This window comes from Ruminococcus sp. NK3A76, from assembly GCF_000686125.1.
GTDB lineage: Bacteria > Bacillota > Clostridia > Oscillospirales > Ruminococcaceae > NK3A76.
Genome location: NZ_JMMA01000002.1, coordinates 2398074 through 2424053, shown reverse-complemented (window position 1 = coordinate 2424053; position 25980 = coordinate 2398074). Strand labels below are relative to the sequence as shown.

General features: G+C 49.3%; 23 protein-coding genes. 15 read left to right on the top strand and 8 right to left on the bottom strand.

Going from position 1 to position 25980, the window contains the following annotated elements:
• Positions 1 to 30: 30 nt before the first annotated feature.
• Together CD05_RS0111280 and CD05_RS19850 are read left to right on the top strand one after the other, a co-directional pair.
• Positions 31 to 705, top strand: coding sequence for an aquaporin (locus CD05_RS0111280; protein ID WP_028510584.1), 675 nt, complete (start codon positions 31 to 33; stop codon positions 703 to 705).
• 628 nt (positions 706 to 1333) lie between these two features.
• On the top strand, positions 1334 to 2167 hold the full coding sequence (locus CD05_RS19850) for a DUF6291 domain-containing protein (RefSeq protein WP_028510582.1): 834 nt from the start codon (positions 1334 to 1336) through the stop codon (positions 2165 to 2167).
• Between the two features lie 260 nt (positions 2168 to 2427).
• Here the strand turns inward: CD05_RS19850 and hemW are convergent, their stop codons facing one another.
• The 3 genes from hemW to lepA all read right to left on the bottom strand — a co-directional run bounded on the left by hemW (position 2428) and on the right by lepA (position 6342).
• Entirely contained in the window at positions 2428 to 3546 is a 1119-nt protein-coding gene (hemW, locus tag CD05_RS0111265; RefSeq protein WP_028510581.1) for a radical SAM family heme chaperone HemW, read from the bottom strand.
• Positions 3543 to 4019, bottom strand: coding sequence for a hypothetical protein (locus tag CD05_RS0111260; protein ID WP_051588962.1), 477 nt, complete (start codon positions 4017 to 4019; stop codon positions 3543 to 3545). The genes hemW and CD05_RS0111260 overlap by 4 nt, the downstream gene beginning before the upstream one ends.
• A 511-nt stretch (positions 4020 to 4530) precedes the next feature.
• Positions 4531 to 6342 (bottom strand): translation elongation factor 4, encoded by a 1812-nt coding sequence (gene lepA, locus CD05_RS0111255; protein WP_037322968.1) that lies wholly within the window; start codon positions 6340 to 6342, stop codon positions 4531 to 4533.
• Positions 6343 to 7766: 1424 nt separating this feature from the next.
• Between lepA and CD05_RS0111245 the strand changes: the two genes are divergently transcribed.
• The gene (locus CD05_RS0111245) at positions 7767 to 8822 is read left to right on the top strand and encodes a site-specific integrase (protein ID WP_028510578.1); all 1056 of its coding nucleotides are present in this window, start codon (positions 7767 to 7769) and stop codon (positions 8820 to 8822) included.
• A gap of 611 nt (positions 8823 to 9433) precedes the next feature.
• On the opposite strand, the gene CD05_RS0111240 is transcribed toward CD05_RS0111245, so the two are convergent.
• The gene (locus CD05_RS0111240; RefSeq protein ID WP_028510577.1) at positions 9434 to 10444 is read right to left on the bottom strand and encodes an efflux RND transporter periplasmic adaptor subunit; all 1011 of its coding nucleotides are present in this window, start codon (positions 10442 to 10444) and stop codon (positions 9434 to 9436) included.
• Between the two features lie 819 nt (positions 10445 to 11263).
• On the opposite strand from CD05_RS0111240, the gene CD05_RS0111235 reads away from it, so the two are divergent.
• Positions 11264 to 12112: a hypothetical protein gene (locus CD05_RS0111235; protein ID WP_028510576.1), complete on the top strand. Its 849-nt coding sequence runs from the start codon at positions 11264 to 11266 to the stop codon at positions 12110 to 12112.
• A 622-nt stretch (positions 12113 to 12734) separates the two neighbouring features.
• On the opposite strand, the gene CD05_RS0111230 is transcribed toward CD05_RS0111235, so the two are convergent.
• Together CD05_RS0111230 and CD05_RS0111225 are read right to left on the bottom strand one after the other, a co-directional pair.
• Positions 12735 to 13589, bottom strand: a complete 855-nt coding sequence (locus CD05_RS0111230) for an IS3 family transposase (protein WP_242841254.1) — start codon at positions 13587 to 13589, stop codon at positions 12735 to 12737.
• A gap of 5 nt (positions 13590 to 13594) precedes the next feature.
• Positions 13595 to 13897, bottom strand: a complete 303-nt coding sequence (locus tag CD05_RS0111225; protein WP_028509370.1) for a helix-turn-helix domain-containing protein — start codon at positions 13895 to 13897, stop codon at positions 13595 to 13597.
• 454 nt (positions 13898 to 14351) lie between these two features.
• Here CD05_RS0111225 and CD05_RS0111220 point away from each other — a divergent pair, with 454 nt between their 5' ends.
• Positions 14352 to 15326, top strand: coding sequence for a hypothetical protein (locus CD05_RS0111220; RefSeq protein WP_028510574.1), 975 nt, complete (start codon positions 14352 to 14354; stop codon positions 15324 to 15326).
• Positions 15327 to 15907: 581 nt separating this feature from the next.
• On the opposite strand, the gene CD05_RS0111215 is transcribed toward CD05_RS0111220, so the two are convergent.
• Positions 15908 to 16165: a hypothetical protein gene (locus CD05_RS0111215; RefSeq protein WP_028510573.1), complete on the bottom strand. Its 258-nt coding sequence runs from the start codon at positions 16163 to 16165 to the stop codon at positions 15908 to 15910.
• A 239-nt stretch (positions 16166 to 16404) separates the two neighbouring features.
• Between CD05_RS0111215 and CD05_RS0111210 the strand changes: the two genes are divergently transcribed.
• The 9 genes from CD05_RS0111210 (at position 16405) to atpC (ending at position 23844) form a co-directional block, all read left to right on the top strand.
• Positions 16405 to 16821, top strand: a complete 417-nt coding sequence (locus CD05_RS0111210) for a hypothetical protein (RefSeq protein WP_028510572.1) — start codon at positions 16405 to 16407, stop codon at positions 16819 to 16821.
• A 2-nt stretch (positions 16822 to 16823) separates the two neighbouring features.
• Positions 16824 to 17546, top strand: a complete 723-nt coding sequence (locus CD05_RS0111205; RefSeq protein WP_028510571.1) for a FoF1 ATP synthase subunit a — start codon at positions 16824 to 16826, stop codon at positions 17544 to 17546.
• A gap of 458 nt (positions 17547 to 18004) precedes the next feature.
• The gene (gene atpE, locus CD05_RS0111200) at positions 18005 to 18259 is read left to right on the top strand and encodes an ATP synthase F0 subunit C (RefSeq protein ID WP_028510570.1); all 255 of its coding nucleotides are present in this window, start codon (positions 18005 to 18007) and stop codon (positions 18257 to 18259) included.
• 38 nt (positions 18260 to 18297) lie between these two features.
• On the top strand, positions 18298 to 18813 hold the full coding sequence (locus CD05_RS0111195; RefSeq protein WP_037322967.1) for a F0F1 ATP synthase subunit B: 516 nt from the start codon (positions 18298 to 18300) through the stop codon (positions 18811 to 18813).
• The gene (gene atpH, locus CD05_RS0111190; RefSeq protein WP_028510568.1) at positions 18813 to 19355 is read left to right on the top strand and encodes an ATP synthase F1 subunit delta; all 543 of its coding nucleotides are present in this window, start codon (positions 18813 to 18815) and stop codon (positions 19353 to 19355) included. Before CD05_RS0111195 ends, atpH begins: the two co-directional genes overlap by 1 nt.
• 41 nt (positions 19356 to 19396) lie before the next feature.
• Complete coding sequence (gene atpA / locus CD05_RS0111185; RefSeq protein WP_028510567.1) at positions 19397 to 20911, top strand: F0F1 ATP synthase subunit alpha; 1515 nt, start codon at positions 19397 to 19399, stop codon at positions 20909 to 20911.
• A 39-nt stretch (positions 20912 to 20950) separates the two neighbouring features.
• Positions 20951 to 21817: an ATP synthase F1 subunit gamma gene (gene atpG, locus CD05_RS0111180; RefSeq protein ID WP_028510566.1), complete on the top strand. Its 867-nt coding sequence runs from the start codon at positions 20951 to 20953 to the stop codon at positions 21815 to 21817.
• A gap of 210 nt (positions 21818 to 22027) precedes the next feature.
• Complete coding sequence (gene atpD / locus CD05_RS0111175) at positions 22028 to 23425, top strand: F0F1 ATP synthase subunit beta (protein ID WP_028510565.1); 1398 nt, start codon at positions 22028 to 22030, stop codon at positions 23423 to 23425.
• 14 nt (positions 23426 to 23439) lie between these two features.
• The gene (gene atpC, locus CD05_RS0111170; protein ID WP_028510564.1) at positions 23440 to 23844 is read left to right on the top strand and encodes an ATP synthase F1 subunit epsilon; all 405 of its coding nucleotides are present in this window, start codon (positions 23440 to 23442) and stop codon (positions 23842 to 23844) included.
• A gap of 224 nt (positions 23845 to 24068) precedes the next feature.
• Here the strand turns inward: atpC and CD05_RS0111165 are convergent, their stop codons facing one another.
• Positions 24069 to 25055, bottom strand: coding sequence for a Gfo/Idh/MocA family oxidoreductase (locus CD05_RS0111165; RefSeq protein WP_028510563.1), 987 nt, complete (start codon positions 25053 to 25055; stop codon positions 24069 to 24071).
• Positions 25056 to 25181: 126 nt separating this feature from the next.
• Here CD05_RS0111165 and CD05_RS18425 point away from each other — a divergent pair, with 126 nt between their 5' ends.
• Positions 25182 to 25901 carry an N-acetylmuramoyl-L-alanine amidase gene (locus CD05_RS18425; RefSeq protein WP_242841253.1) on the top strand — a complete coding sequence of 240 codons (720 nt, stop codon included), beginning with the start codon at positions 25182 to 25184 and terminating at the stop codon, positions 25899 to 25901.
• The last annotated feature ends 79 nt before the right edge of the window (positions 25902 to 25980 follow it).

Here is a 25980-nt window from a genome sequence, read left to right as displayed (position 1 = left end):
GCGGTATTTAAGAAAGGACGTGGCTTTTAGATGAAGAAATATCTTGCCGAGTTTATCGGCACAGCTATGCTCGTTATATGCGGCTGCGGTGCGGCAGCTTCCGGCGCAGGCCTTGTAGGCACTTCGCTCGCATTCGGCGTTTCGCTCTGCTTTATCGCATATCTTTTCGGCGGTATATCGGGCGCTCATGTTAATCCGGCAGTATCTATCGCTTGTTTCCTTGACGGCTCGCTCGATGCAGGAGACCTTGGTGCATACATCATGTCTCAGGTGTTCGGCGCTCTCGCAGGAAGCGGTATACTCAAGCTCCTCGTTGTAATGGCTGATGAAGACATTACAGATATCAGAGGCACAGGTGTCGGCGCAAACGGTTTTGGCGATAATTCCGCTATCGGCATCAACTTCTTCAGCGCACTGCTTTTAGAAGTTATCATCACCTGCATATTCGTGCTCATCGTGCTCAGAGTTGCAAACGACAATTCTCTCACACAGATAGCACCTATACTCATAGGTCTTGGCCTTACACTTGTACACCTTGTAGGCTTCAACTTCACAGGCACATCTGTTAACCCCGCAAGAAGCCTTAGTGCTGCTATTTTCTCCGGCACAGACGCTCTTTCTCAGGTATGGGTATTCATCATAGGCCCTGCCATCGGCGGTGCTCTGGCAGCTATCTGCTACAAGAAGCTCATTAAAGAGGCCTGATCTTCAGGTTACAGGTAACAGGTAACAGTTAAGGTATCGGCTTCGCCGGTATATTCAGAAAATTTCTCCCCTAAGTCTTTACGGCTTGGGGGAGTTTTTGTTTCAGGCAACAGGAGAAACGCTGCGCTCAGTGAAGAATGAATAGTGAATAGCCCAGGTGCGCCGCTTGGTCAGTTAACAGTTAACAGGTAACAGGTAACAGTTGTGGTGTCGGCTTACGCCGACGAGATGCCCATTCGGGCGGTATGTGACCGAGGAAAGGCAAGTCCGAAGGGGGTGGCGCAGGCTTTGCACCCGAAGTGGGCTGTCTTCGTCGTCTTCTTCCTCAACTCAGTGTGTGGTGATGACCCCGAAGGGGGTGGCGTAGGCGCAGCCGGAGCAGGGGGGCGACCGGAAAGCCCCCCTATCCGTAGCGTAGGATAGCGAGAGCGCAACCCTTGAAGGTCAGCCCGTTTTCTTTGTCTCTTTTGCCTATATTTCCCCACCTCGATTTGTAACATCACACAAACTTTTCCCTTTTCAAAAATTTCTCTCTCATATGTTGCATCAAACTATGCAACAAATGCCCCTTTTTGCGCTATTAGTAGAAGGACTTTTTTCTTCAATACTAAAAAAGGAGCGTATCAAAATGGCAGAAAAGAGAAATGAACATAAGAGCTTTGTGATGTATAACGACTGGGGCAATAGCTTGCAGGAATTTGACGACGCTGAACTCGGCCAGCTGCTAAGAGCGATCTATGCGTTCACCACAGCAGGCGAGGAGATAGAGCTTCCCGATAGGTCGCTCAGAATTCTCTTTAATATGATGAAAGAATGCTTTATCCGTGATTCAGAAAAGTGGGAAAACGTCTGCGAGAGAAACCGCATAAATGCAAAAAAGAGATGGTCAAAAAATGCAAGCGTATGCGACCGCATACAATCGGATACCAAAAATGCCGATAATGTAAATGACAATGTTAATGTAAATGATAATGTAAATGTAAATGACAATGTTAATGTTACTGTTAATGAAGATGTAAATGAAAATGTCAATGAGACTGTCACTGTTAATGAAGAAGACACTGTCAATGAAATGTCGTCTTCCATGTCGTCTTCGTCGTCCTTGTCGTCATATCGTGAAGATTTTTCCCGTGTCATTTTCTCTGACGAAGACAAGGAGGAGCTTTTCAATATGTCCGACCGTCAGCAGATCGAGCGGTACATCGACCGCATCTCTGCCTGGCAGCAGGAGAACAGGCGTTTCATGAAAGACCCTTGCCGCACAATCAAGAAGTGGCTTCGTGAAGACGGCAGGAAGCCCAGCTATTATGACCGAGGGTACTCGGGGTACTCGGGCGGTTCATACGGCTACAGAAATCACAGCGAGAGTGAGAGGGAGAAGATAGACCGTGAGGCGAAAGAGCTTGCAAGGCGAGTAGCGGAGTTTGAGGCAACGCTGGATTTTGACACGCTTTCAACCTGATCGGTTGAAAGGTGGCGAGTGGTTGGAAAGAGTTGGGGAGAGGTTTACCTTCAAGGGGAGTCTCTCGCTTTGCTGACTCTACGGGTAGGGGGGCTTTCCGGTCGCCCCCCTGCTTCGGCTGCGCCTTCGCCACCCCCTTCGGAAGCATATCCTACGATTTAGCTGAAATCGTCCGACTGACAGGCCGAATGGCCATAATCGCCGTCAGGCGCTCCTCAACTATTCACTATTCATTCTTCACTCTTCACTATTCACTGAGCTCAGCGTTTCCCCTGTTCAATAGCTTCCATAAGCTCCACAATAATACTATTTGAAACCAGAAACCCTTCCGGGGTCAGACTGATGCGCTCAGGCGTTACATGACATAAGCCGGCTTTTTCATACCGTCTGGCAAGAGCTGTTACCCTGTCGGCACCCTGCTGACCATATAAGGATATCAGCTTGCCTGCGTCAAGGCCGCTTGTCAGGCGTAAGGCGAGCATTATGTATTCCTCACGCTCGCTGTACGGCTCGTCTTCGTCAAGCTCGGGCTGAGTGGGTGAGCTTATGTACTTCTCTAAATCCCCCGGAACATAAAACCGCCTGCCTTTGTACAGCGAGTGCGCAGCAGGGCCGAAGCCTATGTACTCGCCGCCTGTCCAGTATACAAGGTTGTGCCGGCTCTCAAAACCTGCCTTTGCGAAATTAGATATCTCGTACTGCGCAAAGCCCCTCTCTGCAAGGCTTTTAACAAGCGAGAGATACATCCCTCTCATAAGCTCGTCGTCTGCCGTGGCGGCTCTTGTGTGCTCGTTGTCAAAGGGCGTGCCGGGCTCGATCTTTAGCATATAGGCCGAGATATGGCTTACCGGCAGGGCTGTGATCGTGTCAATTGATCTTTGCAGGCTGTCCTTAGTCTGCCCTGCAACGCCTATCATCAGGTCGGCCGAGATATTCTCAAAGCCTGCATCGTGCGCCGCATTTATAGCCCTCTTTGCCGTGTCTGCATCGTGCAGCCTGCCAAGGCCTCTGAGCTCATTATCATCAGCCGACTGCACCCCGAAGGATATACGGTCAATTCCCATATCACGGTATGCACGCAGCTTTTGAGGTGTCACGGTGCAGGGGTTTGCTTCTATCGTTATCTCGGCGTTCCCGGCTATATCAAAGCTCTCTTTCAGGCCGCTCACTATCCTGCCAAGCGTGCTTTCAGGCAGGCAGGAGGGCGTGCCGCCGCCGAAATACACAGTGTCAGCCTTAACGCCGCTGTATGCCTTGAAATTGCGTACAAGCGCATCTGCGTAGGCATCTGCCGTGCCCTCATCAAACCTCACAGAATAAAAATCGCAGTAAGGACATTTTTGCAGGCAGAAAGGAATGTGTACATATATCCCTCTCATAGTCCCTCGCCGTCCTCACTGCTGTCGAATGCGTTATCTATATACTGCCCAGTCTTTATGCTGTTATCCTTGAATCTCTCGATACACCTGCACACAAAGACCTTGCCGGCAAACAGCAGGTAAAGCACCGCCATAATGCCGATAGCAAAGCCGAAGAACAGCATCTCCTCTTTGAGCGAGAGGTAGTAATACTTTGAGTTCTTCTCCAGAAACGACTGCACAGCCGGGTGTATGATACAGTACATGACTATCCCCAGAATGCCTGTATATGCGATAAGGCAGGTGATAGAGAGCACAGCCTCCTTTGCCGGGAAGCGCATGAGCTTTACAAAGCAGAACACCACCCACACAAACAGCAGCACCACCGCAAAGGTCTTACCGACATTAGCATAGACCTCATACAGCAGCGGTATCAGCGCACTGCCGACAAGCCCGAGTATTATTGAATTTTTCATCGGCAGTTTAAGATCCATACTAACACCTCTTTTTCAATGCAGAATTAAGAATGCATAATGCATAATTGTGGTGTCCTGCTAACGCAGGACGTTATGGCCATTCGGCCGGTAACGCTGCGCTCAGTGAATAATGAATAGTGAATAGTGAAGAATGAATAATTGAGGAAAGGCAAGTCCAAAGTGGGCTGTCTTCTTCGTCATTTCGTCTTCGTCCTCAACTCAGCGTGTGGGGGTGAACCCGAAGGGGGTGGCGCAGGCGAAGCCGAAGCAGGGGGGCGACCGGAAAGCCCCCCTACCTGTAGCGTAGGGATAAGCCGACCGTTCCCTTGAAGCTATTCTGTGGGGGTTACTTACCTTCAAGGCTGCGCTCTCGTCCTCAGGGGGTACACCGAGGGGCTTTCCGGTCGCCCCTCGACCCTTCGGAATGTCACCCTACGCTATGCTGTCGGAAAGGAACGCCCGAATGGGCATAAGCGGCGTAAGCCGCACCATAACTGTTACCTGTTACCTGTAACCTGTTACCTAAAAACTACTCATCGAGCTTGAGCACACTCATAAACGCCTCCTGCGGTACTTCTACCGTGCCGAGCTGACGCATACGCTTCTTGCCTTCCTTCTGCTTTTCGAGCAGCTTCTTCTTTCTTGTTATGTCACCGCCGTAGCACTTGGCAAGAACGTCCTTGCGCATAGCCTTGACAGTCTCACGGGCTATTATCTTGCCGCCGATAGAGGCCTGTACAGGCACTTCAAACAGCTGTCTCGGAATGTTCTCCTTGAGCCTTTCGGTTATCTTGCGGCCTCTCTGATAAGCCTTGTCAGCGTGTACGATGAACGACAGCGCATCTACCACCTCGCCGTTTAGGAGTATGTCGAGCTTGACGAGCTTGCTCGGTACATAGCCCTTCATCTCGTAGTCGAATGATGCATAGCCCCTTGTGCGTGATTTGAGCGCATCAAAGAAGTCGTATACTATCTCGTTTAACGGCAGCTCGTAGTGCAGGTCTACTCTCGTGTCGTCAAGGTATTTCATGTCGATGTAGTTTCCACGCCTGTCCTGACAGAGCTCCATGATGTTGCCGACAAACTCCTGCGGAGTGAATATGTGTGCCGTCACCATAGGCTCCTCGGCTGATGCTATGAGCGCCGGGTCGGGGTAGTTTGAGGGGTTGTCTATCATCACAGTCTCGCCGTTTGTCAGATTTACCTTGTAGATGACCGACGGTGCTGTGGTTATGAGGTCGAGGTTGTATTCACGCTCCAGCCTCTCCTGTATTATCTCCATGTGCAAAAGCCCTAAGAAGCCGCATCTGAAGCCAAAGCCCAGGGCAGCCGATGTCTCCGGCTCGAAGGTCAGTGATGCGTCGTTGAGGGCTAATTTGTCAAGAGCATCTCTGAGGTCAGGGTATTTAGCGCCGTCAGCCGGGTAAACGCCCGAGAAGACCATAGACTGCACCTTCTTATAGCCCGGCAGAGCCTCGTCGCAGGGGGCATCAGCCCTTGTCACGGTATCGCCCACACGGGTGTCGCCTATATACTTGATAGATGCGGTGATATAGCCCACCTCGCCGGCTTTGAGCTCGCCTACAGGCACTAAGTCCTTAGCACCCATATAGCCTATCTCGACTGTCTGAAACTCCGCCCCTGTCGCCATGAGCTTTATCGTCTGTCCTGCCTTGACAGAACCGTCCATAACACGCACATATATGATAACGCCCTTATACATATCATAAACGCTGTCAAAGATAAGCGCCTTGAAGGGCTTGTCGATATCTCCCCTGGGGGCAGGTATATCCGTGATGACACGTTCGAGCACGTCCTTGATATTAAGCCCCGTCTTTGCGGAGATACGGGGAGCATCCATAGCGGGAATGCCTATGATATTCTCTATCTCTCCGCATACTCTCTCAGGCTCTGCCGAGGGCAGGTCTATCTTGTTGACCACCGGCAGCACTTCAAGGTCATGCTCGATAGCAAGGTAGGTATTGCCGAGCGTCTGAGCCTCTATTCCCTGCGAAGCGTCCACAACGAGCACTGCTCCCTCACACGCCGCAAGCGAACGTGACACCTCGTAGTTAAAGTCAACGTGTCCGGGGGTGTCTATGAGGTTGAAGATATAGTCCTGTCCGTCGTCTGCCTTGTAGTTAAGGCGAACGGCTCTTGCCTTGATAGTTATACCTCTCTCACGCTCGATATCCATATTATCAAGCAGCTGGTCTTCCATTTCACGCAGCTCGACAGTTGATGTCAGCTCCAGTATCCTGTCCGCAAGGGTGGATTTACCGTGGTCGATATGCGCTATTATACAGAAATTTCTTATATTCGACTGATTATACTCGCTCATAGTTATCTCCTTTAAGTGTAAAATACGTCAAATTATATTATAGCACAATCACGGCAAGGTTGTCAATGCTTTCTCAATGCACAATGCATAATGCATAATGCATAATTGTGGTGTCCGCCGTTGGCGGACGTATGCCCATTCGGGCGTGTTTGTCGGACGGTTTCAGCTAAATCGTAAGATATTTGCACCCGAAGGGGGTGGCGTAGGCGCAGCCGAAGCAGGGGGGCGACCGGAAAGCCTTTACCCACTATCCGCCCCGAAAGCTTTGCAAGGCTCGACCCCTTGATAGTCTCGGCTTTGCTCCCGAAAACAGGGCAAAAACAAAGACTTGAAAAACTTGTAAAAATCAAAAATTCACACGTCAGCAACCCTTGATAGTGTAAGCTTATCGCGAAAATTGACACTAATTGTTGACACGCTCATATAATCGGACGGTGTGTAATATAACTCTGTGGTTCTCCTTTCTTCTAACATATATCGCCCCCCTTGCGAGTGGCTTTGCCACCGCAGGGGGCAAGCACAAGCTCTATTAAGTAACACAGCTCGTTATAGCATACAAATCCCTTGTAATACTCCGCAGAGTTATATTACAGACCGCCCGAAAAACATAGACTGTAACTCAAAGAGCGTAAGTTCATCTTGAATAGATACAGAATGTAACTGCGAAAGGAGGTATATCAGCTTACGACATCTTATGCCGCGAAAGCTTATTGACAATGAGTATGAATGTGTTAGGCTGAGGAGCCAAGGGCGCAACCCTTTTGGGGGTGCTCCCTGCGCGACCTTAAAAACACATTCATAGAGGCTCGTTGTCAATATGACCGTGGAATAATATGGCGTAAGATGATATACCGAGTGACAAAGGCACACAAAGCTAAAAGCATTTGAGGGGGGATTTTGGGGGAAACTTCCCCCAAAGTATTCGGATTATATTGCTGTGCGATATTCACAAATTAGGCACCTAAACATTGTACAAATTGCCAGACCCCCACCAAACGTAAAAACTAACCGACACAACCAACACAACCAACACAAATGGGCTTAAAGTCCCGAAATTACGGCAAAATTACGTGTGTCGGTTGCGATGCTACGGTGAACAGCAACCGACACAACCAACACAGAAAGGACTGATAACCTATGGCTGATAGCCCACAATTTACCATTAAGAAGTTATGTTATGCCGTATGGTTAAAGTTTTATGCCAATCAGATAGAATTCACACCTGTGCATATTCCACAGTTTAAATCTATCGCTATTGTGCAGAACATAGAAACTGCAATTTGATGAAAAAAAGAGGTTTCACCCGTGATAGTCTCGGCTTAAAGCCCGTTTTTCCGACTTGACAAACCTAAAAAGCAAATATATAATAAATTTGAACACAGAGCTATATTACACACCGTCAAAATTGAAAGGAATGGTGTAGTATGGCAAATATACAAAAGCTTAAAAGTGGAAACTGGAGAGCGAGAGTTTTTCTCGGACGCGATGTAAACGGAAAACAGATATTCAAATCATTCACCGCAGACGAACGCTGGAAAGCTGAAAAATTAGCAAGAGAATTTGAAAAAGGGGGAAAAGGAAAAATCTCGGCAAAGTCGCTGACTGTCGGCAAGGCTATTGATGATTACATCGAGCTGAAAAGGAACGTGCTTGCACCGTCAACAATATACGGCTATGAAAGAACACGCAGAACGCGCCTACAGTCGGTTATGAACATAAAAGCGGAAAAGCTTGACACGCTCACCCTGCAAAGAGCAATAAACGAAGATGCAAAGCGGCTCGGGTACAGGTCATTAAAAGATGCAAAGTGTTTAGTGCTTGCAGCGTTAAAGATACACGGCATAAAGCCCGATATTAACGTTACGCTGCCGCCGAAGAGAAACAAGACTAAAGAGCTGCCAGACGCTCGCACAGTCTTGAACATAATCAGAAACACGTCAATAGAACTGCCCTGCCTGCTCGCTATGTGGCTTTCACTTCGTATGAGTGAAGTCAGGGGGTTAAAGTTCAGTGACGTCAGAAACGGCGTTTTATTCGTTAACAGAGCAAATGTCAGGTTCGGCGGTTCAGACCACATTCGGGAAGTGAACAAAACAAGCTGTTCAACAAGAGCGATTTCGTTACCCGAATACATCACAAGGCTTATTGAGAAAGTGCCGCACGAAACCGAGAATGATTTCATCATCAAGGACACGCACAGTGCTATTTACAACAAGTTCAGAACACTTATGCTTGAAAACGGAATTGAGATGACATTTCACGATTTAAGGCACTTGAATGCCTCGATAATGCTTATGCTCGGCATACCAGACAAGTACGCTATGGAACGCGGCGGCTGGTCAACGCCTGATGTCTTAAAGACGATATATCAGCACACATTCTCTGACGAACGCAAGCTCGTTGACAAGCGTATCGATGATTATTTCAACAGCCTTATTGTTGACACGAATGTTGTCACAAGCGACATAGAAACCGCTTAAACAGGGGAGTTCATAGCGTGGTGGGATAGACCGGAAAGCCCCCCCTACCTGTAGCGTAGGGATAGCGAGAGACTACCCTTTAGCTAAATTGTGGGGGCTGCTTTCCTTCAAGGGAACGCTCTCGTTCCCATAGGGTACGATATGAGGGGGGAAACCCAAAGGAGGACAGGATATTTGGCTTACGCCGCTATCGGAGGACTTTCCCCCTTTAGGTTTCCCCCCTCAAACTCCCCCTTTCCTGAATCTCTCTTTGCCTCTCGATAGCTCAATTACGCTGCGGTTATCAAAGACTTTGCGTGACACGCCTAAGCGGCGGTCAGATAAAGGTGTTGAAAACCAAAGACACAATTATGAGGAAAGGTTTTATACAGTATAAAGTGTTTGCTCCCAAAGAGTATGGGGGCTGCTTACTTTCAAGGGTACGCTCTCGTTCTCAGGGGGTACACGAGGGGCTTTCCGGTCGCCCCTCGACCCTTCGGAATGCTGCCCTACGATTTTAACAATACCGTCAGGTCAATACGCCCGAATGGGCATAAGCGGCGCAGCCGCACATTAACTGTTAACTGTTAACTCTTAACTCTAAACTGAAAAAGCGGCTTGCGCCGCTTTTTTCAGTCTTCCGCTTCACCGTTGATGATTATCTCCTCGCCGCCGGTCAGGCCGTTTGTTATCTCGACCTTGTCGCCGTCCTCAATGCCTGTCTCAACGTCCTGCTCGACCTTTACACCGCCGACAAGCACGTTGACAAACTTCCTCTCGCCTATGCTCTTGACAGCATTCGCAGGGACAAGTACAACGTCCTTCTTGTCGTATACGTCAAAGCACACCTTGAACTTGTTTGTGCCCTCGACTTCCTTGCTGTCGCAGCGTATCTCGTAGATGAACTGCGCCGTGGCATCGTCGCCCTGCTGGTACATACCCGTCACATAGCCCTCGTATTCGCCTGTGGTGGAGGTTATTATCACCCTCGTGCCGTAGCCTATGCTGTCTATCTGCTGTAACATCTTGCAGCTGAGTGCGTTCTGGCTGCTGTCGCTGATCTTGCACAGCCAGTCGGGGTATACCTTGGTGTTGACATTGAGTTCCTTGTTGCGGTTGTTTATCCAGACTATCGTTCCGTCGCAGGGGGCTGTCACCGTGTACTGCAGCAGCTCTCGCTCCAGCTTCTGCTGGTTGAGCTTTTGCAGCTCGTAGTCGATGCGTGCGTACTCAAGCTCTGTTGCCGGGACATTGCCCTTGGCAAGGAGCTTATTGTATGTGCTCTCCGCCTGTTTTAGCCACACCCGGGCTTCCTCTATCTGAGCTTCTATGTCCTCCGAGCGCAGCACGCAGAGCACGTCGCCCTTTTTGACCTGCTGGTTTATCTCGACGTTTATCTCCTTTATCTGCCCCGAGCGTGTGAACATAGCCGCCATCTCATGCGCCACTCCGTAGGACGCTTCGCCGTAATATTTCTCGGATATATCGCCCACCTCGGCCTTGACGGTATTATAAACAGGCGAGCTCGTTTCCAAAATAGGTATCTCTATCTCAGCGCTGCTGTCACTGTTTTTGCAGCAAGCAAGGGGTGCTGCAAGGCAGGCAGCAAGCACCAGCGCAAGGATCCTTCTGACATTATCCATAATATGACCTCTTTAACACAGCCGACAGCTGACATCAAGCCGCCGGCAATGATCTTTCACTATTGCATTATAAATATTTTAACATCAAACAGTCCAAAATACAACATTGCCGCAAAAGTTTGTAGCCTTTCACAAGCGAGGGGCGGCCAATTTGTAGAATATGACAGGAGAAGGGAAACGCTGCGCTCAGTGAATAGTGAATAGTGAATAGTGAATAGTTAAGGTGTGCGCCGCAGGCGCATATCCGAAGGGTCGAGGGGCGACCGGAAAGCCCCTCGTGTACCCTCGGAGAGCGAGAGAGCTCCCTTGAAGGTAAGCACCCGGACGTATCAGCTCAGGGGTAGTCTCTCGCTTATCTCACGCTACAGGTAGGGGGGCTTTCCGGTCGCCCCCCTGCTCCGGCTGCGCCTACGCCACCCCCTTCGGGGATATCCCAACACGCTGAGTAGAGGACGAAGACAGCCCGAATGGGCATAAGCGGCTTTGCCGCACCACAACTATTCACTATTCACTCTTCACTATTCATTATTCACTGAGCGCAGCGTTACCGGCCGAATGGCCATACGTCGGCGCAAGCCAAGTTATGCGAAGCAAAACTTGCGTCCTTTGAGCTGAAGGCGAAAAGGACATGACACCGCAATTATGCATTATGCATTATGCATTATGCATTGCAAAAGGCATTATAAAAAATTCCCCTAAAGCTCTTGATTTTTTCAAAAATATGTTATATAATATAATTTGGCATATAGTCACGGCTCCGCTGTGCGGACGGATAGGCTGTAGCCGACGGAGACAATTAAAAATACGGAGGAATCAGTTATGATGGATCTTTTATCCAATATCTGGGTAAAAAGGACCGTTGCGGTCTTTAACATAATGTATGTGGGCATCATCACTATGCTTACATATGCGACATTCTTGTATACCCTTGAGATAAACGAGGGCACAGAGGGTACCTTCTACGGTATCTATATCGCAGCGAGCGCTCTTTTCCTGCTGCTGATGATATATTCAAGAGAGCAGAAGGTCACCAGCGTGATGGCGCTGATACTGCTGCCTGTGGTGTTCTGTCTGCTGCTGTTCAATATGGGCAACTGGCTGCTCATCATACCGCCGTTTATCGTGGCGCTCGTGGGCTTCTTCGTCTGCGGAGTGGGGGATACGGCAAAGGTCATAATGGGCACTATCTACCTGCTGCTCTACGTTCTCGGCATAGTTGCATATATTGTTATGAATATGCTCATGACAGGCAACTCGACAGAGACTCTTATCGACATAAACTTAGAGCCCGGCACAGAAGTCTACGACCTCTACAAGTCCTCGGCTGAGAAGATAAACATGATGACCGACTACAAGAACACGGTATCTCCCGACGGCAAGTACCGCTTCTACATAGCAGACGTTCAGAACAGCTTCAAGGGCTCGGTGAACATCTACGTTGTACCCTACGGTCAGGACAAGGATCTGAAGTTCTTCAAGCTCAGGCAGAAGGGCATCAAGAAGACGATATCCAGCCAGGGCAAGAGAGGCATAGTCCCCGATGTCGGCTGGCTTGACGAGACGCACATCTTCTACCGTCTGACCGACGGCGGCGAGGAGCACGTTTCCGTAGTTGATGATTCAGTAATGCCCAAGAAGCAATACTTCGGCTTCCTTGGCATGAGCTAAGACACAAAGACCCCCGAGGTTTTCTCGGGGGCTTTTTGTTAGGTAACAGGCTATATTCAGGTAACAGTTAACAGGTAACAGGTAACAGTTGAGGTGTCGGCTTACGCCGACGTATGGCCATTCGGCCTGTCAGTCGGACGGTTTCGGTTAAGCTGTAGGGCTTGCCAACCCGAAGGGGGTGAGCGGCAGCTTCGCTGACGCAGGGGTGGCGCATGAGCTGTCTGCGACAGCTCGAAAGCCCCCCCTACCTGTAGCGTAGGGATAGTGAGAGACTACCCTTACGCTTAATTGTGGGGTCAGCTTGCCTTCAAGGCAGCCCTCTCGCTCCCATAGGGTACACTGAGGGGCTTTCCGGTCGCCCCTCGACCATTCGGAATGCTGGCCTACGATTTTAACAATACCGTCAGGTCAATACGCCCGAATGGGCATACGTCGCCGTGAGGCGACACCATAACTGTTACCTGTTACCTGTTAACTGTTAACTGAAAAAGCGGGGCTTTCGAGCCGACCTTGTCGGCTCATGCGCCACCTCGACCCTTCGGATATGCGCCTGCGGCGCACACCTTAACTATTTGAACCTGTCAAGTTTTCTGCACACATAAAGTTAATAAAACTATTGATATCAGCCAATAGAAAGCTTTTCATTTCTGAGCTCATATGGCGTTTTTAAGCCGTTTGAGCTGTGATAACGATGTGTGTTGTAAAAGCCAAAGACGTATTCAAATATTTTTAGCTCGGCTTCCTTCCTCGTTTTGAACCTACAGCCATGTACACAGGCATTTTTGACCGTTGCCCAGAAGCTTTCCATAGGTGCATTGTCATATGGCACACCGCTTCGAGACATGCTTTGGATCATATTGTACTTATGAAGCTTGTTTTTGTATGCATTGGAAGCATATTGCACGCCTCGGTCAGAATGGAACAGCAGTCCTTCGCCCGGCTTGTATTTTTTGAATGCCTGATCAAGCGAATCGATCATCAGCTCCTGCGTGTGTTTGCTGCTAAAGCTTAATCCGACACAATCACGTGCACATAGGTCTATTATCCCTGCTGCGTACAGCCAGCCTTCGTCTGTCCATATGTAAGTGCTGTCTCCGCACCACTTTCGGTTTGGCTTATCAGCATTAAAATTGCGGTCAAGAAGATTTTCTGCAACTTGATACTTGTGCCTGCTGTTGGTCGTTGCCCTATATTTTTTGCATTTTTTCGGGTACATATTTCCTTGACGCATCAGCCTTCCGACTTTCCCCTCACTCATCGGGTATCCGGCTTCTTCAAGTGCTTTTTTCATACGCACTCTGCCATACTCCTCATAGCTTTCAGCGAAGATCGTCTGCATTATCTCTACAAGCTCCAGATCTTCTTTTTCTTTGTTGCTGCGAGGGTTTTCCTTTCGGTCATAATATGATCTTGTACTTATCCCGAGAGTCTGACATACCAGATTGATCGGATATTTATCCAATCCTCTCGCCCGCAAGTCATCTATCTTTTCTTTGACTCTTGCTCTGCCTGATATGCCGCAACTTTTTTTAAGATCTCTACCTGCATCCTGAGCTTTTCGTTTTCTTTCTTCAATCGCCTAAGTTCTGCATCCTGCGGACGCTGTTTCCCACAGCCTACAAATGCATCCTCGCCGTACTTTCTGTACTCTCTGCGCCATGTGTAGATCGTTTGCTCCGGTATTGCGAATTTTTCGGATAACACTTTCACAGATATGTTATCTTTGAAGTGCAGTTCCATGATCTTAAATTTGAATTCCCGACTGTTTTCTCCATGTGTGCTCATTTGAAGCCAACTCCTTTTTTTATATTATATCATTATTAACTTCAAATGTGTAGTTTTATTATACAGGTTCAATTCACTATTCATTCTTCACTATTCACTATTCACTAAGCGCAGCGTTTCCGCCCGAATGGGCATAAGCGGCGTAAGCCGCACATCAATTATGCATTATGCATTATGCATTCTGCATTGAAAAAGCATTGTGCATAGTGACTTTGCATTGTCGGATAGGGGGAATATTTTCATTTGATTTAACTATTGACAAAAATTGCAGAATAGTGTAAAATATTATAGGGATTTAAGAGGTGCATTATGTGCCTCTTTTTCACACTTATGGAACCTATAGAATTATAAAGGCAACACCGCTGGGCCGCCGGCCAACGCCTTTGTATGCCATCTGCTACTGACATACAATGGTCGTGCGGTATTGCCTGAACGTGAATGAAAGGGTGTTTGTATGCTTCTTAAGAGGCTTGTCAGCTTATGCGCTGCGGCTGTTATCGCCTGCGGCTGTGCGGCCTGTGTAATGGCTGATGACAGCAAGAAAAAGGAAAAGGCTATCAAATTCAAGTACGATGAGTCAATGGCCGTTTCAGAAAAGGATAAGATAGGCTATACGCTCTCCTTCGATAACAGCGAATGGAAAAACTATGTCAAGCTGACAGAGGAGTCTGAAAAGGCAGGGCTCAGCATCGTGTCGGAGACTGACAGGGCTTACCAGGGCGCATCGCTTAAGGTAAAGGCTAAGAACACCGCTGAGATAAAGGATATTCAAAACGTCGCATGGGTGTTCAAGGACGAAAACAACAAGACCATGTTCCCTGACGTTGAGGAAGGCGCTGAGGGTCTGCTCACAATGGGTATCGAGCTCAACGCAAAGAGCTTCGGCTTATCGACATTTGACGGCTCGATGCTCGTGCTTACATACAGCTTTGACGAAAAGGGCGTTGATGCGCTCGTCGGCAAGTCGTTTGCACTGTTCTCCGCCAAGGAGGACAACACATGCGCAGGCGGTGTTTCGGTAGTTGCAAAGAACACGACTATCTCCGACAACATCAACCAGTACCGTCAGGCGCTCGTGACAGTTCCCAAGAAGGCGAACTCCACAAAGATAGTTATCGAGATACCCGTACAGAAGGCCTACACAGGCGAGATAATGACGATAGACAACATCGACATAACACTTCCTGACGACAAGGGCTACATCAAGAACCTTGACGGCTACAACGAGAATGCCACTCCGAAAGAGACTGTCGAGGAGCTCCAGGTACAGGAGCAGAAGAAGCAGGCTGAAGACACACAGATGACCACCGAAAAGGAAGACAGCAGCAAGTCAAACACTGTTGTAGTAGTAGTTATCGTGATCGTAGTGATACTTCTCCTTGCAGGCGGTGCGGTACTGTTTGTCAAGCTGAAAGCGAAGTTCTACTGATAAATAAGAAAGCAGTCTCCGAGGAGGCTGCTTTTTTGATGCACAATTAAGGAGAGGCGCATATTCAGGTAACAGGTAACAGGTAACAGGTAACAGTTGATGTGCGGCTTACGCCGCTTATGCCCATTCGGGCAGAGCCGCCGAAGGCGGCGAACCGAAGGGTCGAGGTGGCGCATGAGCCTACAAGGTCGGCTCGAAAGCCCCTCGGTGTACCCCTTGGGAGCGAGAGTGCTCCCTTGAAGGCAAACCGACCCCACGATTTAGCTAAAAGGGTAGTCTCTCACTATCCTCACGCTACGGTAGGGGGGCTTTCCGGTCGCCCCCCTGCGTCAGCGAAGCTGCCGCTCACCCCCTTCGGTATGCCACGACATTTACGACAAGGACGACGAAGACGAAGAAGACAGCTCCTTCGGACTTGCCTTCAATTATTCATTCTTCACTATTCACTATTCACTATTCACTGAGCGCAGCGTTTCTGCCCGAATGGGCATCTCGTCGGCGTAAGCCGACACCACAACTGTTACCTGTTACCTGTTAACTGTTAACTGAAAAGAGCCCTGCGTAAGGCAAGGCTCTTTTTCTTACTTCAGGATGTCGTCAACAACGCTCTCGGTCTTGTCAAGACCGTCGTTGATGCCGTCGGCGATGTCGTCGCTTATCTCGCCGCTTGACGAGCCGTGGCCGTCGCTGCGGTCTGTCCTGCTTCTTGTGGTCGTGGTGGTCGTTGTGCCGGCACCTGCACCATTGCCTGCGTCTACGTCACCGTCAGTCGCCGAGCAGCCTGTCGTTATCGCAGCTATTGCCGCTGCACTGAGAATGAATGCTAATAGCTTCTTCATCGTAGTCTCATTCCTTTTCTTGAAATTTGGTGTTTGGTTATGACCGATTTTATTATCTGCTTGTTTGCTGAGTTTATGCATATGATAAACATTTCCAAGATGTGTAATAAATGTAAATAAAATGTATATAATCTTCAATTGTACTTTAAAATCTTCGCCAAATGTGATATAATCTATTTATGATTGTATGACTGTATCTTGTTTGATATTAGTCAAATTTCCGATTGGGCGTGATGGGTTTGAAAAATATGCTTAAGCGCTTGCTCGGAACACCGGCACTTGATAAAAGCGGTATAGGTGAGATAGTTCTCTCGCTGATACCTAAAATGGGCATTATGACAGCCGTCTGCCTTGTCCTGAGCCTTCTTATCACGAGGGACTGGCGGGAGATCCCGGGCTTTGCCGTGGGGTATGTCTATGCCTGCGCCTGCCTTATATACCTTGCACGCACCTGCGGATACGCCGCCGGCTGTAAGGATATCAAAAAGGCCAAGGCTATGATGGTGCGCTGCTATCTTTACAGGTTCTTCGGGCTGTTCATGCTCGGGGCGGTGTCTTTATGGTTTGGATCTATGAGCTTTGTCGGCGTGCTCATGCCGCAGCTCTTTCCTAAAATACTGCTGGGCCTTGACGGGCTCTTAAGAAAGAAGGATTAGTTATGGACGGAGTAGGACAGGGTCCTAAGGTCGTATTTGAGATATTCGGCTGGCACTGCACCGAGACAGTCGTCATGGGCTGGCTGGTCATTGCTATAGTGTTTGTGCTGTGCAAGGTGCTCACGAGCAGCCTCAAAAAGGTGCCTGACACTAAAAGGCAGGTCATAGCTGAGGAAATGGTGAAGTTTGTCAACAACATGGTGCGCAGCAACATGGGAGAGGATATGATGGGCTATGCACCGTACATAGGCGCTCTGTTGCTGTATGCTCTGCTGGGCTCGCTCATCAGCCTTGTGGGTCTGCGCTCGGTAACGGCTGACTTTAACACGACACTCGGCATGGCTATCATCACATTCGCAATGATAACCTACACAAAGATAAAGTATCACGGCTTCGGCGGCTACATAAAGGGCTTCTTCTCGCCGATAGGCTTTATGATGCCCCTTAATATCATAAGCGAGATAGCAACGCCTGCATCTATGGCGTTCCGTCTGTTCGGCAACATCGCCGGCGGTATGGTCATCTCAGGCCTTCTCTACGGAGCTCTGGGCTCGCTGTCGCAGGCAATAGGCCTTTCGTTCGCAGCCGGCTCGTGGGCATTCAACGTGTTCCAGGTAGGTATCCCGGCAGTGCTGTCTGTATACTTCGACCTGTTCTCAGGCACTATACAGGCCTACATCTTCTCGATGCTGACTATGGTAAACGTAGCGGCAGGGAAAGATTGAAGCGCTGGCGCTCAGTGAATAGTGAATAGTGAATAGTGAATAGTTATTGTGTATTGTCTTTAAGCCAAAGGCTTAAAGGACGCAAGTTTCGCTTCGCATAACTTGGCTTCGCCGCACGGATCTTAAAAGTTGACCGTTCTCTGTCTGGCTGTATGCTTTATATTTTCCGAAACTTGACTGTGAGGTAAGCTAAATGGTCGGCTTCAGTCAAAACAGTCGGGGCAAACGCCCGATATGGGGCTCGTCTGCTTGCGCTTCACAGCTAAGTTTCGCTTCGCAAAACTTACATATCATCGCCCGTCAGGGCGATACCACAACTGTTAACTGTTAACTGTTAACTATTAACTGGATAAGACTGTTAACTGTAAACGAAGTTTACAAAATGCCGCACGGCATTTTAATAAAACAACTATCCCGCAAAGGGAATGACAAATCTTTTTTATTTGGAGGAATTTTCTATGGAAAAGGCTATCGTATTGGGCTGCTCGGCAATCGGTGCAGGACTTGCAATGATCGCAGGTATAGGCCCCGGTATTGGTGAAGGTTACGCAGTAGGTAAGACTATCGAGTCTATCGCAAGACAGCCTGAGGCTCAGGGCGACTGCACAAGAACAATGTTCATCGGTGTTGCTATGGCTGAGTCAACAGGTATCTATGCATTCGTTGTTGCACTTATCCTGCTGTTTGCAAATCCGTTCATTGGCAAGCTTTGATAAAAAGACAAAGTAAACTGACGTTCGGAGGGATATAAATGCTTTATGCAGCAGGTAATGTGACTGATTTTCTGAGCATTGATCTTGCGACGCTGATCCCTACTTGGCTCAATCTGCTGATACTGTTTTTAGTGCTTAAGCACTTTTTGTTCAAGCCTGTCAACAAGGTGCTCGATTCACGCAAGGCTGAGGTCGAGAATACCTACAAGGAAGCTGACGAGGCAAAGGAAAATGCAAAGGCACTCGAAGAGGAGTATTCTCACAAGCTCGAAGGCGCTAAGGAAGAAAGCGCTGAGATAGTAAGAGAAGCCACCAAGAAAGCTCAGGTGCGCTCTGATGAGATAATCGCAGATGCCAAGAACGAGGCAAGGGCTATCGTTGACAATGCACACGATCAGATAGAGCGTGAAAAGAAGATCGCAGTCAATCAGATAAAGGACGAGATCACTGATATTGCCCTCGGCGCAGCAGCTAAGGTGGTCGAGAAGGAGGTAAGCTCTGCCGATAACGAGAGACTTATCGAGAACTTTATTGACAGTGTAGGTGATCTGTAATGGCACAGTCGGTAGAGAAGGTCTACGCTGATGCTCTGTTTGAGCTGAGTGTCGAGCAGAAGACCTTAGAGGATACTTTTGAAGAGCTTAAGGCGCTCAAAGTCATTTTTGATGACAATGATGAGCTTATACAGCTGCTCTCGTCGCCGTCTATGGGCGAGGGAGACAAGCACGATGTCATAAAGAGCATTTTCGGGGGCAGGGTGAGCGAAAACACCTTCAACTTCTTAAATGTTTTGGCAGACCACGGGAGAGTCAGGTATTTTGATAAGATATACGACGTTTTCCACGGGCTGTACAATGACAGCAAGGGCATCATGGAGGTCGAGGTGGTCACCTCGGAGCCTATCAGCGACAAGCTCGAACAGAAGCTCAGAGCAAAGCTCGAAGCACAGTCGGGCAAGACGGTGCTTATAAACAAGAAAGTCGATAAGTCGATAATCGGCGGTATCATAGTCAGATATTCCGACTCGGAGATCGACGGCTCGCTGAGAAAGAGGCTCGATGATCTTAGAAAGAGCATTGACTCATATATTGCATAGTTTATTGCATAAAAAATATAACGAAAGGCATTGATCAGATTATGAATTTACGGCCTGATGAAATAACCGGCATTATCAAGTCACAGATCAAGAATTATCATTCTAAGCTCGAGCTTGCCGACACGGGTACTGTTGTAACTGTCGGTGACGGTATAGCAAGGATACACGGACTTGATAACTGTATGTCGGGTGAGCTGCTGGAATTTGAAACAGGCATCTTCGGCATGGCTCTCAACCTCGAGCAGGATTTTGTCGGAACTGTTCTGCTCGGTAACGACGAGGGCATCAAGGAAGGCAGCAAGGTAAAGAGAACAGGTAATATAGTTTCCGTTCCCGTTGGTGAGGAGCTTTTAGGGCGTGTCGTAAACTCGCTCGGCCAGCCTATCGACGGCAAGGGCGCTATACTTACAAACGAAAAAAGACCTATCGAGAGCCCGGCTTTCGGTATCATAACAAGACAGTCGGTAAACCGTCCGCTGCAGACAGGTATCAAGGCTATCGACTCGATGATACCGATAGGCAGAGGCCAGCGTGAGCTTATCATCGGCGACAGACAGACAGGTAAGACGACTATCGCCCTTGATACTATAATCAACCAGAAGGGGCAGAACGTTATCTGCGTTTATGTCGCTATAGGCCAGAAGCGCTCGACTGTTGCGAACGTTGTTGAAACGCTCGACAAGGCAGGCGCTATGGATTACACTATCGTCGTATCGGCTACGGCTTCCGAGCTTGCACCGCTCCAGTATATAGCACCTTATGCAGGCGTTGCTATGGCTGAGTATTTCATGCTGCAGGGCAAGGACGTGCTGTGTGTCTATGACGACCTCTCAAAGCACGCTGTGGCTTACAGAACCATGTCGCTGCTGCTCAAGCGTCCTACAGGACGTGAGGCTTACCCCGGCGATGTATTCTATCTCCATTCAAGACTGCTCGAGCGTGCCTGCAACCTCAACAAGGACTACGGCGGCGGCTCGATAACCGCTCTGCCTATCATCGAGACACAGGCAGGCGACGTTTCCGCATATATCCCGACAAATGTTATATCCATTACCGACGGTCAGATATTCCTCGAAACAGAGCTTTTCTTCTCGGGTATAAGACCTGCGGTAAACCCGGGTATCTCGGTATCCCGTGTCGGCGGCTCGGCTCAGATAAAGGCTATGAAGAAGGTCGCAGGCTCGCTTAAGCTGCTCTATTCGCAGTATCGAGAGCTCCAGAGCTTCTCGCAGTTCGGCTCTGACCTTGACAAGGACACCAAGGACAGACTTGCACAGGGCGAACGCATCGTGGAAGTCCTGAAGCAGGGCAGAAATTCGCCGCTTAAGGTAGAGCATCAGGTGCTCATAATCTATGCGGTGGTAAACAACTACCTTAAGGATATAGCAGTTGAGGATATCGCTGAGTTCCAGGCAGAGCTGTTTGATTATGTAGAGTCGGCTCACCCGAGCGTTACCGGCAATATCAGAGAGACCAAGGAGCTCTCCGAGGAGACAGAGTCAGAGCTTAAGCAGGCACTTGACGAGTGCATCAAGAAATTCCTTAAGAACAAGTAATACAATAAATAACCTTTAACTCAAAAGGAGTAAGTTTATATGGCAACGGCAAATATGAAGGACGTTAAGCGCCGTATAAAAAGCGTTGAGAGTACAAGGCAGATAACCAAGGCTATGGAGCTGGTGGCTTCGTCAAAGCTGAGGCGTGCCAAGGAAAGGGCGCTTGCTGCGCAGCCTTTCTTTGCGGCAGTGTATGACACAATGGCCGATGTTTCGAGAGATCATGTTTTCAGCTCGATATACACCAAAAAGGAAGTGCTCAAAACTATTCTTATGGTAGTTATCGCAGGTGACAGAGGGCTTGCAGGCGGCTTTAACAACAACGTCCTGAAGCTCGCACTTGAAAAGGCTAACGAGCACAAGAATGAAGGCTTTACAGTCAAGGTCATAACTATTGGCAAGAAGGCGGTCGAGTATTTCAGGAAGCGTGACTTCGAGGTGCTCGATGAATACCCCGGCATAGCTGAGAGCCTTAACGTGTACGATTCGCTCGACATTGCGGAAAACATAATACTGCGCTTCCGTATGGGCGAGTTTGACAGGGTGGAGCTTGTTTACACGACCTTCGTTTCGGCGCTGACTCAGGAGCCGGTGTTCATGCCGATACTTCCTGTAAAACAGATGATAAGCGGCAGCGGAGAAAAGAAGTCGCTTATGATATACGACCCCTCGCCCGAGGAGGTATTCGACGGGCTTATACCCCAGTACATATCGGGTATGATCTATGCGGCAACTGTTGACTCGTTTGCGTCAGAGCAGGCGGCAAGGCGAACTGCTATGGAGTCTGCATCAGACAACGCCGACGAGATGATAGCAAACCTCTCGCTGATGTACAACAGAGCAAGACAGGGTCAGATAACTCAGGAGCTGACGGAGATAGCTTCGGGCTCGCTGAGGGAAGAATGATAGATCAATGCATAATGCATAATGCATAATGCATAATGAAGGTGTCCTGCTGCGCAGGACGGATTTTAAAGCGGCTGCGCCGCAAAATATCAATTTACAAATGCCGCCGTTAGGCGGTTGGCCGAATGGCCATATATCGGCGTAAGCCGATACCACAATTATGCATTATGCATTAAGCATTATGCATTATAAAGTAAGGGTGTGAGACCAATGAGTGAGAAAAATGTGGGCAAGGTAGTCCAGATCGTCGGCGCTGTTGTCGATGTAAAGTTTGAAAAGAACTGCCTGCCGCAGCTTCTGAACGCTATCGAGATAGACAACGCAGGCACAAAGCTCGTTGTCGAGGTAGCACAGCATATAGGCGATGACGTTGTAAGATGCATCGCTATGGGCTCGACTGACGGACTGGTAAGAGGTGCAGATGCCGTAGACACCGGCTCGAGCATCACTGTTCCTGTCGGCAGATCGACACTTGGAAGAATATTCAACCTCCTGGGTGAGCCTGTTGACAACAAGCCTGCCCCGGAAGCAGAGGAAAGGTGGGCTATCCACCGTCAGCCGCCCTCCTACGAGGAGCAGAAGGCTGCAAGCGAAGTGCTTGAAACAGGTATCAAGGTTATAGACCTTATCGCACCATACCTTAAGGGCGGTAAGATAGGCCTTTTCGGCGGTGCAGGCGTTGGCAAGACAGTTCTTATACAGGAGCTTATCAACAACGTAGCTAACCAGCACGGCGGTATCTCGGTATTCACCGGCGTTGGCGAGCGTACCCGTGAGGGCAACGACCTTTACAACGAAATGATGGAATCGGGCGTTATCGACAAGACCGTTCTCGTGTACGGTCAGATGAACGAGCCGCCCGGGGCAAGAATGAGAGTAGGCCTTTCGGGTCTTACTATGGCTGAGTATTTCAGAGATGTCGAGGGGCAGGACGTGCTTCTCTTTATCGACAACATATTCAGATTTACACAGGCGGGCTCTGAGGTTTCAGCGCTGCTCGGACGTATGCCTTCGGCAGTTGGCTATCAGCCGACACTTGCAACAGAGATGGGCGCACTCCAGGAGAGGATAACCTCTACAAACAAGGGCTCTATCACTTCCGTTCAGGCAGTATATGTTCCTGCGGACGACCTGACAGACCCGGCACCTGCTACGACCTTCGCACACCTTGATGCGCAGACGGTTCTTTCAAGGCAGATAGCATCGCTGGGTATCTTCCCGGCAGTTGATCCGCTGGATTCCTCGTCGAGGATACTCTCGCCCGAGATCGTCGGCAACGAGCATTATCAGGTGGCAAGACAGGTCCAGTCTATCCTCCAGAGATACAAGGAATTACAGGATATCATCGCTATCATGGGTATGGACGAATTGTCTGAGGAAGACAAGCTCACCGTTTCCCGTGCAAGAAAGATACAGCGCTTCCTGTCGCAGCCGTTCTTCGTAGCCGAGCAGTTCACAGGCTATCAGGGCAAGTACGTTCCTATCAAGGAGACGATAAGAGGCTTCAAGGAGATAATCGAGGGCAAGCATGACGACCTGCCCGAGTCTGCATTCCTCTTTGTCGGCACAATAGACGAGGCTGTAGAGAAAGCCAAGAACATGAATTAACGGGAGAAGCTGTGATGAAACCTTTTAAGCTAAAGATTATAACGCCCGAAAAGACCTTCTTCGAGGGCGAGACACAGCAGCTCATAGCCAAGACACCGGCAGGAAATGTCGGCATACTTGCAGGGCACACACCCTACGCTGCAAACCTTGTGGCTTCGCCTTTGAAGGTCATGCAGGAGGACGGGACTTTCCGTGTGGCGGCTATTTCGGCAGGCATGATAAAGGTGCGCAACAGCGAATGCGTCGTTGTGGCATCGGCTGTCGAGTGGGCTGATGAGATAGACGTTGAAAGGGCAAAACGCTCAAAAGAGGACGCTGAAAGGCGCATCAGAGAGCAAAAAAGCCAGAAGGAGTTCGAGCGTGCCGAGCAGAAGCTCAAACGTGCGCTCAACAGACTCACCGTTTCGGGCGGAAAATAAAGTGCGCATTGGCGGTAATGACTTTGTCATTGCCGCCAATTCTAAAATAAGAAATAATAAAGAATAAAGAGTAATGAATAATAAAGGTATCGCCTTTGGCGATGATCTTCAAAAAACATTGTGTCTTATCGGCTTTCTCTGATAAGACACAATAACTTTATTATTTATTCTATATTCTTTTAGCCGGTTCAGTAAACCTTAGATTTACAAAGCCGGCGCTTTTCTTAGTTTTCCCCCGGGAACTTCATGCCCCAGCGTGTGCGGCATTCGTCCATTATCTTCATGACAGCCCTTGTCGATGAGTGCGGCACAAGGCTGCTCTCGATAAGCCCGTGCTCCAGGCAGCGGTGGACTTCTCTTATCTCGTACTCATAGCCGTTTACTTCGTTTGGTATCTCGCTTTTTTCGACGAGGTTTGTTTCACTATCGTAAAGGCTCACCTCGCAGCAGCAGAAGAACCAGTCGGCAAAAACTATGCTGCCCTTGTCGCCAGAGATGACCGCACGGTTGATAGCAGGCACCTCGAAGCCGGCGCTGATATCGGCATAGGCGGTTTCATATTTTAATAGGATGGTGTTAGAAAGGTCAACGCCGTCCTTGCCGATGTGGGCGTAGGTCGTTATATTCTCAGGCTGCGCACCTAAGAAGTCAAGCGCAAAGGTCAGCGGATAAACCGACAGGTCAAGCAGCGCACCGCCGCCGCATTCGGGAGCGAACAGCCTGTCGCTGCGGTCGTACTTTACGAGGTTGTTGAAGTCGGCCTTTAAAAACTGCGGCGTGCCTATCCTGCCTGTCCTTACCCAGTCAAGCGCTTTGAGGTAGACGGGGCGGCACTTCATCCACATGGCCTCCATAAAGAAAAGCCCCTTGTCTGCGGCCTTTGCAAGCATCTCGTCAAGCTCGGACAAGCTCAGTGCGGCGGACTTTTCGCAAAGGACATTCAGCCCGTTATCAAGGCAGAGCATCGTGTCTTTATAGTGGCTTGACATGGGTGTTGCGATATACACGACATCTATCCTGCTGTCTCTGACAAGCTCGTCGTAGCTGCCGTAGGCCTTTTCAAAGCCGAACTCATCGGCAAAAGCCTGCGCCTTTGAAAGCGTGCGTGAGCCGACAGCGTAAAGCCTTGCCCCCTCGGTGCCGTGCAGAGACTCTGCAAAGGTGTGGGCAATGCGCCCTGTGCCGATTATCGCCCAGTTTACTATTTTCATATGACCGCCTCCTCTTGTTATAACTATTATAACAGCAGCAAAGGCGCAGGTCAATGATATATCGCAGTAATATTCACGCATATCCTCGCATAAGATGTACAAACCATACCGGGAGAGTGATATATCTTGAAGAAAAAAGGACAGCTTTTCATGCTTTTCGGGGCGATAGTGTGCATATGCGCAGCGGCGGTGTTCTCAGACGAGCAGCCTGCAAGCCCTGTGTCGGCAGGGGTGGTATCGACTGCGTTTGAGCGGCCGGTGCTTATACTTGATGCAGGCCACGGCGGTGCTGACGGCGGCTGCGTGAGCGTTGACGGCACGCCGGAAAAGGGGATAAACCTGAGCATCGCACAGACTATGCGAGACACGGCAGCACTCATGGGCTATGACGTCATCTGCACGAGGGAGAGCGATGTGTCGATCCACGACGAGGGGGTGACAGGGCTCTCGAAGCAGAAAAAGTCTGACATGGACAACCGCCTTGCGATAATCAACGGCTACGACAACGCCGTGGCGGTATCCATTCACCAGAACCAGTTCACCGACCAAAAGTACAGCGGCGCTCAGATGTTTTACTCAAAAAAGAACGAGCAGTCGCACGCACTTGCCGAGGCGATAAAGAGCAGGGTGGTGAGCACCCTACAGCCCGAGAATGAGCGTGAGACAAAGCCGGTCGGCGACGAGCTTTTCCTGCTTGACAATGCGAAGTGCCCGATGGTAATGGCCGAGTGCGGCTTTTTATCAAACGAGGGCGAGGCGCAGCGCTTAGAGTCGCCGGTCTATCAGAAGCACATGGCGCTGACGCTGCTGTTTGGGGTGAATGACTATATTTCAGTTAACAGGTAACAGGCAACGGGAACAGTTAACAGTTAACAGGTAACAGGTAACAGTTGAGGTGCGGCTTACGCCGCATATGCCCATTCGG

Excerpts from the sequence above, each read along its gene's own strand:
- CD05_RS0111195 (WP_037322967.1), top strand. The coding sequence starts at position 18,298 with ATGCTTTATGCAGCAGGTAATGTGACTGATTTTCTGAGCATTGATCTT.
- atpG (WP_028510566.1), top strand. The coding sequence starts at position 20,951 with ATGGCAACGGCAAATATGAAGGACGTTAAGCGCCGTATAAAAAGCGTT.
- lepA (WP_037322968.1), bottom strand. The coding sequence starts at position 6,342 with ATGAGCGAGTATAATCAGTCGAATATAAGAAATTTCTGTATAATAGCG.
- CD05_RS0111215 (WP_028510573.1), bottom strand. The coding sequence starts at position 16,165 with ATGAAGAAGCTATTAGCATTCATTCTCAGTGCAGCGGCAATAGCTGCG.
- atpA (WP_028510567.1), top strand. The coding sequence starts at position 19,397 with ATGAATTTACGGCCTGATGAAATAACCGGCATTATCAAGTCACAGATC.
- atpH (WP_028510568.1), top strand. The coding sequence starts at position 18,813 with ATGGCACAGTCGGTAGAGAAGGTCTACGCTGATGCTCTGTTTGAGCTG.
- CD05_RS0111165 (WP_028510563.1), bottom strand. The coding sequence starts at position 25,055 with ATGAAAATAGTAAACTGGGCGATAATCGGCACAGGGCGCATTGCCCAC.
- CD05_RS0111260 (WP_051588962.1), bottom strand. The coding sequence starts at position 4,019 with ATGGATCTTAAACTGCCGATGAAAAATTCAATAATACTCGGGCTTGTC.
- atpD (WP_028510565.1), top strand. The coding sequence starts at position 22,028 with ATGAGTGAGAAAAATGTGGGCAAGGTAGTCCAGATCGTCGGCGCTGTT.
- atpC (WP_028510564.1), top strand. The coding sequence starts at position 23,440 with ATGAAACCTTTTAAGCTAAAGATTATAACGCCCGAAAAGACCTTCTTC.
- CD05_RS0111220 (WP_028510574.1), top strand. The coding sequence starts at position 14,352 with ATGCTTCTTAAGAGGCTTGTCAGCTTATGCGCTGCGGCTGTTATCGCC.
- CD05_RS0111240 (WP_028510577.1), bottom strand. The coding sequence starts at position 10,444 with ATGGATAATGTCAGAAGGATCCTTGCGCTGGTGCTTGCTGCCTGCCTT.
- CD05_RS19850 (WP_028510582.1), top strand. The coding sequence starts at position 1,334 with ATGGCAGAAAAGAGAAATGAACATAAGAGCTTTGTGATGTATAACGAC.
- atpE (WP_028510570.1), top strand. The coding sequence starts at position 18,005 with ATGGAAAAGGCTATCGTATTGGGCTGCTCGGCAATCGGTGCAGGACTT.
- hemW (WP_028510581.1), bottom strand. The coding sequence starts at position 3,546 with ATGAGAGGGATATATGTACACATTCCTTTCTGCCTGCAAAAATGTCCT.
- CD05_RS0111280 (WP_028510584.1), top strand. The coding sequence starts at position 31 with ATGAAGAAATATCTTGCCGAGTTTATCGGCACAGCTATGCTCGTTATA.
- CD05_RS0111225 (WP_028509370.1), bottom strand. The coding sequence starts at position 13,897 with ATGAGCACACATGGAGAAAACAGTCGGGAATTCAAATTTAAGATCATG.
- CD05_RS0111205 (WP_028510571.1), top strand. The coding sequence starts at position 16,824 with ATGGACGGAGTAGGACAGGGTCCTAAGGTCGTATTTGAGATATTCGGC.
- CD05_RS0111245 (WP_028510578.1), top strand. The coding sequence starts at position 7,767 with ATGGCAAATATACAAAAGCTTAAAAGTGGAAACTGGAGAGCGAGAGTT.
- CD05_RS0111235 (WP_028510576.1), top strand. The coding sequence starts at position 11,264 with ATGATGGATCTTTTATCCAATATCTGGGTAAAAAGGACCGTTGCGGTC.